We start from the raw sequence: 12,288 nt of genomic DNA, 5'->3' as shown, positions 1-12,288 counted from the left end.
TCCTCCACGCTAGGACCTTGGAGTGCACTCGAAGCAAGTGCGAACGGGTGACGTCTTCGGTCCGGACCGGCCCGACTGCGCCACGCACCGGGTCGATAGGCTCGTACCCATGCAGAGCCTGGCGATGATCGAGAACTGGCCCGTCCCCACCGCGGCGGCCTCGGTGGTGCGGGCGGACGGCGGCGTGGCCGGTGCGCACGGCCCGACCGCGCACCGCTTCCCTCTCGCCTCCGTCACCAAACCGCTGGCAGCCTATGCGGCGCTGGTGGCGTACGAGGAGGGTGCGGTCGAGCTCGACGAGCCGGCCGGCCCCGAGGGCTCCACCGTCCGCCACCTCCTCGCCCACACCAGCGGCCTGGCCTTCGACGAACACCGGGTCACCGCTCCCGCCGGCACCCGCAGGCTGTACTCGAACGCGGGATTCGAGGTGCTCGGCGACCACATCGCGAAGGCGACGGGGATCCCCTTCCCCGAGTACGCGCGTCAGGCGGTCCTCGAACCGCTGGGCATGGAGGCGACGACGCTGGACGGCTCGCCCGCCAAGGACGGCGTCTCGACCGTGGACGACCTGGTGCGGTTCGCGGCGGAGGTGCAGGCCCCGCGGCTCCTCGACCCGCGTACGGTCCTGGAGGCCCAGACCGTGGTCCACCCCGGTCTCAAGGGCGTGCTTCCCGGCTACGGTCACCGGAACCCGAACGACTGGGGACTCGGTTTCGAGATCCGCGATTCCAAGTCGCCGCACTGGACGGGCCTTTCGTCGTCCCCTGCGACCTTCGGCCACTTCGGCCAGTCCGGCACGTTCCTGTGGATCGACCCGGCGGCGGGCGCGGCCTGCGTGGCCCTGACGGACCGCGCCTTCGGCCCCTGGGCGACAGAGGCTTGGCCCCCGTTCACGGACGCGGTGCTGGCGGAGCTCGGCACGTCCCGCTGACGGGGCCCTCGGCCGAGGCACTCGGACCACACCGCGGGGCCCAGGGCGCTGCCAGGTTCGTGCGCCATGCGATCACGTGACTTCGACCATCAGTTCCGCGAGTGGGACTCTTCACGACCGGCACCGTGTCACGCCGGATGAGCGCCCACGGCCAGGCCATGCGCGAACTGGACACGCCGGCGGACACGAAGTAGGACCGGTCGCCCGCGCCATCGCGGTCACCCCGCCCGAAGAGCCCCACCACCGCGCCACCGGCCGCACCGCCGCGCTCACACCGCGCCGAGCTCCCAGAGCAGCACCTCGGCGTCCCGCAGCGCCACCAGCTCCAGCCCCCTGGACTCCCTGATCCGCGCCGCGTCGCCCTCCCCGAGGTCCTCGCCGCCGATGCGCACCTCGCCGCGCACCACGTGGACGTACACGCCCGCCGCGTCGGGCACGGCCGTGCGCTCGCCCTCCGCCTGGCGCCGCACGTGGAGCATCGCTCCCGCCTCGGGGAGGGCGTACGGGGTGGAGTCGGCGATCCCCACGACGTGCGTGTACGAGGGCTCCCCGCCGGGTGCCACCGGGGCGAGCCACATCTGAATGAACGTCAGCGGGCGTGCGCCGTCGTTGCGCTCCACGTGACGCACGCCCGCGGCCGCGCTGAGGTGCTGCACGTCCCCGGGCCGTACGACGGTGGTGTGACCGGTCGTGTCCCGGTGGGTGAGCTCGCCCTCGACCACCCAGGTGACGATCTCGGTGTGGCTGTGCGGGTGCTCGCCGAATCCGGCCCCCGGGGCGAGACGCTCCTCGTTGCAGGCGATGACCGGCCCGAAACGCAGGTTGTCGGGGTCGTAGAAGCGCCCGAAGGAGAAGGCGTGCAGCGTCTCGATTCCCGCGGAGACACCCGGGGCCGGGTCCCCGCCGCGGAAGCGGCTCCCGGAGCGGCGTACGTCCATCACGCGTCCACGGTAGCCCCGCACGGTGACCCGTGGCCCCGCCCCACCGCGTCCTTGCTCCGATAAGGCAGTCTTGTGTACGTGCCCCGACCCGATCTCGAGCAGCCCGCTGCGAACGCCGCCCACCTCCACGCCGCGACTCTGAAGCGGCTGGAGCAGTCCTCCGGCCGGCTGGCCGCCAACGCCATCGCCCGCATGGACGAGACGCTGCCGTGGTACCGGGCGATGCCACCGGAGAACCGTTCCTGGATCGGCCTGGTCGCCCAGGCCGGAATCGCCGCGTTCACCGAGTGGTTCCGGCATCCGGAGACTCCGCAGGCCATCTCCACCGACGTGTTCGGGACGGCCCCGCGCGAGCTGACCCGGGCGATCACGCTGCGGCAGACCGTCGAGATGGTGCGGACGACGATCGAGGTGATGGAGACCGCGATCGAGGAGGTCGCGGCCCCCGGCGACGAGTCGGTGCTGCGGGAGGCACTGCTCGTCTACGCCCGGGAGATCGCCTTCGCGACCGCCCAGGTCTACGCGCAGGCCGCCGAGGCGCGCGGCGCGTGGGACGCCCGGCTGGAGTCGCTCGTGGTGAACGCGGTGCTCTCCGGCGAGGCCGACGAGGGTGCCGTGTCCCGGGCCGCGGCACTCGGCTGGAACTCCCCCGAGCACGTGTGCGTCGTCCTCGGTACCGCCCCGGACGGGGACAGCGAGCTCACCGTCGAGGCGATCCGGCGGGCGGCCCGGCACGCCAAGCTCCAGGTGCTGACCGGAGTGCTCGGACACCGCCTGGTCGTGATCGCGGGCGGCAGCGACAACCCGCTGAACGTCGCCAAGTCACTGATCGGCCCGTACGCGGCCGGTCCCGTCGTCGCCGGGCCCGTGGTGCCCGACCTGCTCGCGGCCACCCGGTCCGCGCAGGCCGCGGCTGCCGGACTCAAGGCGTGCTCGGCGTGGCAGGACGCTCCGCGCCCCGTCCTGTCGGACGATCTCCTTCCGGAACGCGCGATGGCCGGCGACCCCGCTGCGCGTGATCAGTTGGTGGAGGAGATCTACAGACCGCTCGAAGAGGCCGGTTCGGCACTGCTGGAGACGCTGAGTGTCTATCTGGAACAGGCGAGCAGCCTGGAGGGCGCGGCCAGGATGCTGTTCGTGCACCCCAATACCGTGCGCTACCGGCTGCGACGTGTGACCGACGTCACCGGCTGGTCACCCTCCGACGTCCGCTCCGCCTTCACCCTGCGGATCGCCCTCATCCTGGGGCGCTTGGCCGCCGGAGACACTCAGTCCTAGACTTTTGTCGGACTTCAACAATTCCCCTGACGGTTCTTCGTCCCTGTCCCCACGGGCGTCGGGAGCCGTCCACAAGAGAGAGTGTGAGGGTGCTCGTACTCGTCGCTCCCGGCCAAGGCGCTCAGACGCCCGGCTTCCTGACTCCCTGGCTCGACCTCCCCGGTGCCTCCGACCGCATCGCGGCCTGGTCCGACGCCATCGGGCTCGACCTTGCCCACTACGGCACGAAGGCCGACGCGGACGAGATCCGCGACACGGCGGTGGCCCAGCCGCTGCTCGTCGCCGCGGGTCTCCTGTCGGCCGCCGCCCTGGACGCCTCGCCCGGCGTCGTCGCGGGACACAGCGTCGGTGAGATCACCGCCGCCGCGCTCGCCGGCGTCATCGACGACGAGGCCGCGCTCCGCTTCGTACGCACCCGCGGCCTCGGTATGGCCGAGGCCGCCGCCGTCACCGAGACGGGCATGGCCGCGCTCCTGGGCGGGGACCCTGCCGTAACGGTCCCTCACCTGGAGAAGCTGGGGCTCACCCCGGCCAACGTCAACGGCGGCGGCCAGATCGTCGCCGCGGGCACCGCGGAGCAGATCGCCGCGCTGACCCAGGACATGCCCGAAGGCGTGCGCCGCGTGGTGGAGCTCAAGGTCGCCGGCGCGTTCCACACGCACCACATGGCTCCGGCCGTGGAGAAGCTGCGTGCCGCCGCCGGCGGACTGAAGGTCACCGACCCCCGGGTGACGTACGTGTCGAACGCCGACGGCAGGACGGTCGCCACCGGCACCGAGGTCATCACGCGCCTCGTCGGCCAGGTCGCCAACCCGGTCCGCTGGGACCTGTGCATGGAGACCTTCAAGGAGCTCGGTGTCACGGCGCTCGTCGAGGCGGCTCCCGGCGGCACGCTGGTCGGGCTCGCCAAGCGTGCGCTGCCCGGCGTGAAGACCCTCGCGCTCAAGACCCCCGACGACCTCGACGCGGCCCGCGCGCTCATCTCCGAGCACGCGGGCGCCTAAGGAGCCCGAGAGCATGTCGAAGATCAAGCCCAGCAAGGGCGCCCCGTACGCACGGATCATGGGTGTCGGCGGTTACCGGCCGACCCGTGTCGTGCCCAACGAGGTGATCCTCGAGACGATCGACTCGTCCGACGAGTGGATCCGCTCCCGCTCCGGCATCGCGACCCGCCACTGGGCCTCCGACGAGGAGACCGTGGCCGTGATGTCCGTGGAGGCCGCCGGCAAGGCGATCGCCGACGCCGGGATCGCGCCCGAGCAGATCGGCGGGGTCATCGTCTCCACGGTCTCGCACTTCCAGCAGACTCCGGCCATCGCGACCGAGATCGCCCACCGGGTCGGCGCGGGCAAGCCCGCGGCCTTCGACATCTCGGCCGGCTGCGCGGGCTTCGGCTACGGCCTCACCCTCGCCAAGGGCATGGTCGTCGAGGGCTCGGCGGAGTACGTCCTCGTCATCGGCGTCGAGCGGCTCAGCGACCTCACCGACCTGGAGGACCGCGCGACGGCCTTCCTGTTCGGCGACGGCGCGGGCGCGGTCGTCGTGGGCCCCGCCAAGGAGCCGGCCATCGGTCCCACGGTCTGGGGTTCGGAGGGCGACAAGTCCGGGACGATCAAGCAGACCGTGGCGTGGGACGTCTTCCACGCCGACCGTCCCGAGAAGTTCCCGGCCATCACGCAGGAGGGCCAGGCGGTCTTCCGCTGGGCCGTCTTCGAGATGGCGAAGGTCGCCCAGCAGGCGCTGGAGGCGGCCGGGATCACTCCGGACGATTTGGATGTCTTCATTCCGCACCAGGCCAACATGCGGATCATCGACTCGATGGTGAAGACGCTCAAGCTGCCGGAGCACGTCACGGTCGCCCGTGACGTGGAAACCACCGGCAACACGTCGGCCGCCTCGATTCCGCTCGCGATGGAGCGGCTTCTGGCGACCGGTCAGGCCAAGAGCGGCGACACGGCGCTCATCATCGGCTTCGGGGCGGGTCTCGTCTACGCCGCGACGGTCGTTACCCTCCCCTAGGCACTCCGGATCTTCCGGTCCGTACGCCCGAACCCTGCAGAAACACTTCGAAGGAGCTCCAAACATGGCCGCCACTCAGGAAGAAATCGTCACCGGTCTCGCCGAGATCGTCAACGAGATCGCCGGTATCCCGGTCGAGGACGTCCAGCTGGACAAGTCCTTCACCGACGACCTGGACGTCGACTCGCTGTCCATGGTCGAGGTCGTCGTCGCCGCCGAGGAGCGCTTCGACGTCAAGATCCCCGACGAGGACGTCAAGAACCTCAAGACGGTCGGCGACGCCGCCGACTACATCCTGAAGAACCAGGGCTGATCCCAGCCCGTCCTGTGTGTCGCCACCCGGCGGTGGCGCCGCTGATTCACGACCCTCTACACGTGGAGAAGATTTTCCAGTGATCCCGACCAATCGCACCGTGGTCGTCACCGGTATCGGCGCAACCACTCCGCTGGGTGGCGACTCCGCATCGACCTGGGAAGGTCTGATGGCCGGCCGCTCCGGCGTCAAGCCTCTCGAGGGCGAACGTTTCGCCGAACTGCCCGTCCGGATCGCCGCCCTCGCGGCCGTCGACCCCGGCGAGGTACTGCCCCGTCCGCTCGCCCGCAAGCTGGACCGCTCGGCGCAGTTCGCGCTGATCGCCGCCCGCGAGGCGTGGGCGGACGCCGGCTTCACCGGCAAGGCCGGTGAGGACGAGAAGATCCAGCCCGAGCGTCTGGGTTCGGTCATCGCCTCCGGTATCGGCGGCGTGATCACCCTGCTCGACCAGTACGACGTGCTGAAGGAGAAGGGCGTACGCCGCGTCTCCCCGCACACCGTTCCCATGCTCATGCCCAACGGCCCGGCGGCCAACGTCGGCCTGGAGGTCAACGCCCAGGCCGGTGTCCACACCCCGGTCTCGGCCTGCGCCTCGGGCGCGGAGGCCATCGGGTACGCCGTCGAGATGATCCGCACCGGCCGTGCCGACGTCGTCGTCGCCGGTGGCACGGAGGCGGCCATCCACCCGCTGCCGATCGCCGCGTTCGCCAACATGATGGCGATGTCCAAGAGCAACGACGAGCCCGAGAAGGCCTCGCGTCCCTACGACACGGCCCGCGACGGCTTCGTCCTCGGCGAGGGCGCCGGCGTCGTCATCCTGGAGTCCGCGGAGCACGCGGCCGCCCGTGGCGCCAGGGTCTACTGCGAGGTGCTGGGCCAGGGTCTGTCCGCGGACGCCCACCACATCGCGCAGCCCGAGCCCACCGGGCGCGGGATCGCCGCCGCGATGCAGAACCTGCTGGACTCCACGGACCTCAAGCCGTCGGAGGTCGTGCACCTGAACGCGCACGCCACGTCCACGCCGCAGGGCGACGTGGCGGAGATCAAGGCACTGCGCGCGGTGCTCGGTGACGACCTGGACCATGTCGCCATCTCCGCCACGAAGTCGATGACCGGTCACCTGCTGGGTGGCGCGGGCGGCATCGAGACCGTGGCGACGGTGCTGGCACTGCACCACCGGATGGCGCCGCCCACCATCAATGTCGACGACCTCGACGAGGCCGTGGACGCGGACGTCGTGCGCGGTGAGCCCCGGCCCCTGCCGGAGGGCCCGATCGCGGCGATCAACAACTCGTTCGGCTTCGGCGGCCACAACGTGGTGCTGGCGTTCCGCTCCGTCTGAACGGCGCAATCCTGAACCGCGCGTCCTGATACGCGTCAGAGGCCCGCTCCCCGCTCCGGGGGGCGGGCCTCCCGCGTCGCCCGGACAGGAACCCGGCCGGCCGTGGCGGCGCGCCGATGCCAGAAGTGGGGTCAGCCGATGTCCGGCCGGAAGGGACAGCAGGGCGATCTTGGAACCGTGGACGGCTGCTCAGGACTGCGCTTCGTCCTCCGCGATCGCCGAGGCGCTGCACACGTGCGCCGTGCCGTGCGGTGTGGGCCGCATCGCCGAGGAGGGGCCGCGTGTGCCTCGCTGCGCGTGGAGGCGGAACTCTTCGAGCGGGTGGAGCGGATCGTCCGGAGCGGGAGCGGACCTGCGAGGCTCTCCTCGGGTTCGGTCCGGGAGGTGCTGCCCAGCGAGACCGACTTCCTGTGGCCGCCGACGGGCGAGGCCTCGGTGGCGGAGGAGACCGCACCACCGGCTCGGTGACCCATTCGCCAGGGGTCCGCACGGGCGTCACGTCGGCCCGATGACTTTCTTGCGCATGTGCCCGTAGACCACCGATGTCCGTACGTCGGCGAGTTCCGGGCGCTTCGTCAGTTTGTCCAGGACCACCGCGTGCAGGTGGTCGGTGTCGCGGACGGCGACGTGCACCAGGAAGTCGTCGTTCCCGGTGAGGACGAAGAGCGAGATCACCTCGGGCATCCGCTCCAGAAAGGCCTGGAAGGCCTCGATCACCGCACGGGTCGGCGGGCGGACCCGTACGGCGATCACGGCCTGCAGCCCGCGGCCGATCGACGCGAGGTCGGCCTCCGCGTGAAATCCCGTCAGGACACCACGCTCGCGCAGCGACCGGACCCGCTCCAGACAGGTGGACGGGGCGATACCGAGCGCTTGGGCCATGTCCCGGTTGGTACGCCGACCGTCCTCCTGGAGCATCCGCATCAACGCCGAATCTAGTTCGTCCACGCTTGCCTCACTCTGCCGGATTCCGAAGGTAATTCGGATTGTACGCGCCACCTTCGATGATCTTGCTAGCCTCATCCTCGATTGGCTGATGTTTGTTCGGTCACGGTGTGCGTGGTGGTAGTGGAGAGAGGCGACTTCAGATGCGTGACCGGGGACAAAGCGTGTGGGCGGTGTGTGCGGTTGTGGCGGCCGCGCTGTTCTGGAGCAGTTCGTACGCGGTGACCAAGCAGGTGCTGGAGGACGTCGGCCCGCTCAGCATCGGCGCCATCAGGTTCACCCTGGCGGCCTTACTCCTGGGCGTGATGGTGGGGCTGAACCGGCGTCGCCCGGCCAGGCCAGATGCACAGCAACGGCGACAGCTCTACGTGAGCGGATTCCTCGGCATCACCGTCTACTTCGTCCTGGAGAACGTCGGCGTCGATCTGTCCACGGCGTCCGATGCGTCCCTGATCGTGGCCACGTACCCTCTGATGACGATGCTGCTGGAACTGGTCGTCTTCCGCACCCGGATGCCGGTGCTGCGTGTGACGGGTGTGCTGCTGGCGACCGTCGGCGCCTTCCTCGTGGTACGCAACGGAGCCGAGGCCGGCGGAAGTTCACGGTGGACAGGGGACATCCTCCTGCTGCTCGGCGGGTTGGCCTGGGCCGGGTACAACGTGCTCGGCAAGCGCGCGAGTGCCGGTCAGAACGCCGTGAGCGTCACGTACTTCCAGACCCTGGCGGGTGCGGCCGGTTTCCTCCTCGCCTCCCTGCTGGAGGCCGGCGACTGGCGGATGCCAGGCGTGACCGCCTCCTGGCTGATTGTCTACCTGGCCGTGGCGTGCTCGGTCGGCGGCTTTCTGCTCTACAACTACGGCCTGCGCAGGATGGCGTCGAGCGTCGCCGTGAACATCCTCAACCTGGTCCCGGTCTTCGGCGTCATCGGTGCCGTCGTGATCAACGGGGAGTCGATCCAGCTGGCCCAGGCGGCAGGCGGCGTGGTCATCATGGCCGGAGTGGCACTGGGCATGATCGAGCGGGAGCAGGAAGCTACGGCGAAGCCGGACGCGGGCGAGGGCGAGCCTTCCGGAACCGCGACCGCACAGGCCGAGGCAGCGGCCGGACCTGTACTGAACGAGCCCGAAGCCGCTGTACCAGCCACCCGGCGCGTGATCGACGGAGCCCGGTAGCCCCGACCGGCCGAGTCAAGGGCCGCCCCGGCCGCACCCCGCAGCGGTTGTCCTCGCGCGGCAGCCGGCTGCTCTCCCTCCGTCTCGAAGACGACATCAGGTGCGGGTGGAACGCCTCCGGGCGAACGGTCAGCTCTGTGGTCGCGTATGCGCCGGCCGCATGATGTGGTCGGTCAGGTACGGGCCGATCGCGGCCAGGTCCTCCCCCGTGATCTGCCATTCCCTCCGCCTGGGGAGCCCGGGACGACGTTCATCAGGTCCAGGCCTCCTCGCACACCTACACAGGCTTCGGCCCGCACTCCTCCCACTCGGGCAGCTGATCCAGCCGGTCGGCGAAGGTGCCCGAGCCGGTGATGGCCAGGTCACCGGGCCGCAGGTGCTCGGCCAGGTAGGTGAACACCAGCGTCTCGGAGCGCCGCCGGTCCAGCATCCCGCTGCGCCGGTCGCGCACGGCCCGCTGCCGGCCCGTGCCCGCGCGCCGACGGCGGCACCGCGGGACGAACGTTTCTGCCGGGAAGTAGTACGAAGGCCGCCGGGGCGGCGTCCCGTCACACCACCTGGTGCAGCCACCGCACGGGCGCACCCTCACCGGCGTGGCGGAAGGACTCCAGCTCGTCGTCCCACGGCTTGCCCAGAAGCTTGGCGATCTCCGCCTCCAGGTCCGTCTCCCCGCGCACGGAGCGCGCGAGCGCGGCCCGCAGCCGGTCCTCCGGGACCAGGATGTCGCCGTGCATGCCCGTGACCGCGTGGAAGATGCCGAGGTGGGGCGTGGAGCTGTAGCGCTCACCCTCCGCCTGCGGGCACGGTTCGGCGGTCACCTCGAAGCGCAGCATGTCCCAGCCCCGGAGTGCCGAGGCCAGCTCGGAAGCCGTACCGGCGCGGCCCTTCCAGGAGAACTCGGACCGCCAGGTGCCGGGCGCGGCCGGCTGTCTGATCCAGTCGAGCTGGACCCGCACACCGAGCACACCCGCCACCGCCCATTCGACATGCGGGCACAGCGCGCGCGGTGCGGAGTGAACGTACAGGACTCCACGTGTCGTCACCGGGACCTCCAGTGTGGGTCGAGGTTCGCCTTCCCCAGCGGCCTCGCGCCCGTACCGCCTCTTCCCGGCCGGCTCCCGAGGTTGTCATCAGTAAACAGCATCGGGAGTGAATCTCCTGAAAAAGGACAGTATGTGACGAGAGGTAACTTACCGGAACCCTCGTGGGTGCGCGGGTCGGCAAGGCGTCACTGGTTCGACGGGGAAAAGCTACCGTGCGCCGGGGCCGGGTGTGTGACGTACCGTCGGTCCCGGGCCCTTGATTCGCTCAGCATTCACCCGCCAGGGAGCGCGGGCCCGCCACCTGGGGGTGTCGGGGTGTGCCGGAGGCACAATCACCTGGGTGACCGGAGGAGAGACAGGCATGCGTGAGCGTTCGTCACGCCATCGCGTCCGCAGGGCCGCCGTGACGTCCGTGGCGGCCGCGCTCGTCGGCGCCGCCGCGCTGACGGGCTGCGCCGCCGACCCTGAGGGCGCACCCAGGAGCGCGCCCGCACCGCGGAGTCCCACCCCCTCCCCCACCCCGGCGTGGGACGTGAGCCCGGCTTCCCTCGCCGCCGTCGGGGACTCCATCACCACGGGTTTCGATGCCTGCTCGGTGCTGGCCGACTGCCCCGAGGTGTCGTGGGCGACGGGCACGGACGGCGCGGTCCGGAGCCTCGCGGTGCGCCTCCTCGGGGCGGCGCGGGCGGCCTCGCACAGCTCGAACCACGCCGTGTCCGGCGCCCGGATCGCCCAGCTGCCGGAGCAGATGGCCCTGGCTGCCGAGGAGCGCCCCGAACTCGTCACGGTGATGATCGGCGCGAACGACGCCTGCCGGGACTCCGTGCGGCTCATGACCCCGGTCGCGGACTTCCGGGCCTCCTTCGAGGCGTCGCTGCGGCAGCTGCGCGCTACGGCTCCCCGGGCCCAGGTGTACGTGTCGAGCGTGCCGGACCTGAAGCGGCTCTGGTCGACCGGGCGCGACAACCCGCTGGGCAAGCAGGTCTGGAAGCTGGGTATCTGCCGGTCGATGCTCCAGGACGCGGACGACATGGGCGCGGCGGCCGCGGCCCGGCGCGAGGCGGTGCTGAAACGGGTCGTCGCGTACAACGACGTCCTCAGGGACGTCTGCGCGAAGGACGCGCGGTGCAGGTACGACGGAGGGGCGGTGTTCGCCTACCGGTTCACGGGCGAGCAGCTAAGCCCCTGGGACTGGTTCCATCCCGGCCGTGACGGCCAGGCCCGGCTGGCAGAGATCGCTTACCGCAACGTCACGGCGGCCGGCCCCCCGGCGTAAAGTCGCTGATCATGAAGACGGGTGCGGCGGTACACGGCGAAGACTTCTCCACGCTCACGGACGGCACCCCCGTCCGGCGCTGGACCCTGGAGCGGGACGGTACGCGGGTGCGCGTGCTGACGTACGGCGCCGTGGTGCAGTCGGTCGAGGTTCCCGGCCGGGACGGCACACGCGCCGGGGTGGCTCTGGGGCTGCCGGACGCCGTGGCCTACGAGAAGTGCGTGGGTCCGTACCTCGGCGCCGTGGTGGGGCGGTACGCGAACCGGATCGGGGGCGCCGCCTTCGCACTCGACGGGCAGACGCACCGGGTGACGGCGAACGAGGGACGCAACCACCTCCACGGTGGGACGGCCGGCTTCGACAGGCGGCTGTGGGACGCCGAGGAGGTGCCGGACGGCGTGCGGCTCTCCCTGGTCGCCGAGGACGGCGAGGAGGGCTTTCCGGGGCGGCTGGAGGTCTCCGTGGCGTACACGCTGGACGAGGGCGGGGCGCTGCGCATCGCCTACCGGGCGACGACGGACGCGCCGACGGTGGTGAACCTGACGAACCACACCTACTGGAACCTGGCCGGCGCGGACAGCGGGAGCGCGCTCGGCCACGAACTGCGGCTCGCCGCCGCGCAGATCACACCGGCGGACGCGGAGGCCGTTCCGACGGGCGCGTTCGCGCCGGTGGACGGCACCCGGTTCGACTTCCGTGTGCCGCGGCCGGTGGGCGCCGGGTACGACACCAACTACGTGCTCGACGAGACCGGTGGGGAGCCGGTCGCCGAGCTGTACGACCCCGCGTCGGGGCGGCTGCTGACCGTCCGTACGACGGAGCCGGGGATGCAGCTGTACACGGCCGACCACCTGGACGGGCAGCCGTTCGCGCCCTGTTCCGGGATCGCGCTGGAGACCCAGCACTTCCCCGACTCGCCGAACCGGCCGGAGTTCCCGAGCACGGTGCTGCGGCCGGGTGAGGAGTTCGCGTCCACGACGGTGTACGGCTTCTCGGTGCGCTGACCGCCGGGCCGGTGGTCCACCGCC

14 protein-coding genes are annotated in these 12,288 nt (G+C 71.1%); 10 read left to right on the top strand and 4 right to left on the bottom strand.

Annotated features, from left to right (window positions below):
* The first annotated feature begins 109 nt into the window (after positions 1-109).
* On the top strand, positions 110-931 hold the full coding sequence (locus QFZ58_RS25490) for a serine hydrolase (protein ID WP_307127221.1): 822 nt from the start codon (positions 110-112) through the stop codon (positions 929-931).
* A 269-nt stretch (positions 932-1,200) separates the two neighbouring features.
* Here the strand turns inward: QFZ58_RS25490 and QFZ58_RS25485 are convergent, their stop codons facing one another.
* Positions 1,201-1,869 (bottom strand): pirin family protein, encoded by a 669-nt coding sequence (locus QFZ58_RS25485; protein WP_373428675.1) that lies wholly within the window; start codon positions 1,867-1,869, stop codon positions 1,201-1,203.
* 81 nt (positions 1,870-1,950) lie between these two features.
* On the opposite strand from QFZ58_RS25485, the gene QFZ58_RS25480 reads away from it, so the two are divergent.
* From QFZ58_RS25480 to QFZ58_RS25455, 6 genes are all read left to right on the top strand, one after another.
* On the top strand, positions 1,951-3,150 hold the full coding sequence (locus QFZ58_RS25480; protein ID WP_307127219.1) for a CdaR family transcriptional regulator: 1,200 nt from the start codon (positions 1,951-1,953) through the stop codon (positions 3,148-3,150).
* An 89-nt stretch (positions 3,151-3,239) separates the two neighbouring features.
* A complete protein-coding gene (locus QFZ58_RS25475) occupies positions 3,240-4,154 on the top strand; it encodes an ACP S-malonyltransferase (protein ID WP_307127218.1) in 915 nt (304 codons plus the stop codon).
* 13 nt (positions 4,155-4,167) lie between these two features.
* Positions 4,168-5,169, top strand: coding sequence for a ketoacyl-ACP synthase III (locus QFZ58_RS25470; protein ID WP_307127217.1), 1,002 nt, complete (start codon positions 4,168-4,170; stop codon positions 5,167-5,169).
* 64 nt (positions 5,170-5,233) lie between these two features.
* Positions 5,234-5,482: an acyl carrier protein gene (locus QFZ58_RS25465; RefSeq protein WP_307127216.1), complete on the top strand. Its 249-nt coding sequence runs from the start codon at positions 5,234-5,236 to the stop codon at positions 5,480-5,482.
* A 79-nt stretch (positions 5,483-5,561) separates the two neighbouring features.
* Positions 5,562-6,824, top strand: a complete 1,263-nt coding sequence (gene fabF, locus QFZ58_RS25460) for a beta-ketoacyl-ACP synthase II (protein WP_307127215.1) — start codon at positions 5,562-5,564, stop codon at positions 6,822-6,824.
* 297 nt (positions 6,825-7,121) lie between these two features.
* Positions 7,122-7,292 carry a hypothetical protein gene (locus tag QFZ58_RS25455; RefSeq protein ID WP_307127214.1) on the top strand — a complete coding sequence of 57 codons (171 nt, stop codon included), beginning with the start codon at positions 7,122-7,124 and terminating at the stop codon, positions 7,290-7,292.
* A gap of 27 nt (positions 7,293-7,319) precedes the next feature.
* Here the strand turns inward: QFZ58_RS25455 and QFZ58_RS25450 are convergent, their stop codons facing one another.
* A complete protein-coding gene (locus QFZ58_RS25450; protein WP_307127213.1) occupies positions 7,320-7,772 on the bottom strand; it encodes an Lrp/AsnC family transcriptional regulator in 453 nt (150 codons plus the stop codon).
* 140 nt (positions 7,773-7,912) lie between these two features.
* Here QFZ58_RS25450 and QFZ58_RS25445 point away from each other — a divergent pair, with 140 nt between their 5' ends.
* On the top strand, positions 7,913-8,941 hold the full coding sequence (locus QFZ58_RS25445) for a DMT family transporter (protein WP_307127212.1): 1,029 nt from the start codon (positions 7,913-7,915) through the stop codon (positions 8,939-8,941).
* Positions 8,942-9,218: 277 nt separating this feature from the next.
* On the opposite strand, the gene QFZ58_RS25440 is transcribed toward QFZ58_RS25445, so the two are convergent.
* Both QFZ58_RS25440 and QFZ58_RS25435 read right to left on the bottom strand, forming a co-directional pair.
* Positions 9,219-9,392 (bottom strand): hypothetical protein, encoded by a 174-nt coding sequence (locus QFZ58_RS25440; RefSeq protein ID WP_307127211.1) that lies wholly within the window; start codon positions 9,390-9,392, stop codon positions 9,219-9,221.
* A 97-nt stretch (positions 9,393-9,489) separates the two neighbouring features.
* Positions 9,490-9,984: a DUF3145 domain-containing protein gene (locus QFZ58_RS25435; protein WP_307127210.1), complete on the bottom strand. Its 495-nt coding sequence runs from the start codon at positions 9,982-9,984 to the stop codon at positions 9,490-9,492.
* A gap of 361 nt (positions 9,985-10,345) precedes the next feature.
* Here QFZ58_RS25435 and QFZ58_RS25430 point away from each other — a divergent pair, with 361 nt between their 5' ends.
* Both QFZ58_RS25430 and QFZ58_RS25425 read left to right on the top strand, forming a co-directional pair.
* Entirely contained in the window at positions 10,346-11,260 is a 915-nt protein-coding gene (locus QFZ58_RS25430) for an SGNH/GDSL hydrolase family protein (RefSeq protein WP_307127209.1), read from the top strand.
* Positions 11,261-11,271: 11 nt separating this feature from the next.
* The gene (locus tag QFZ58_RS25425) at positions 11,272-12,264 is read left to right on the top strand and encodes an aldose epimerase family protein (protein ID WP_307127208.1); all 993 of its coding nucleotides are present in this window, start codon (positions 11,272-11,274) and stop codon (positions 12,262-12,264) included.
* Positions 12,265-12,288: the final 24 nt, after the last annotated feature.

The sequence above is a fragment of the Streptomyces sp. B1I3 genome, assembly GCF_030816615.1.
Lineage (GTDB): Bacteria > Actinomycetota > Actinomycetes > Streptomycetales > Streptomycetaceae > Streptomyces.
Note: the sequence above shows the minus strand (reverse complement) of the source record. Positions and strands in the feature narration are given on the sequence as shown.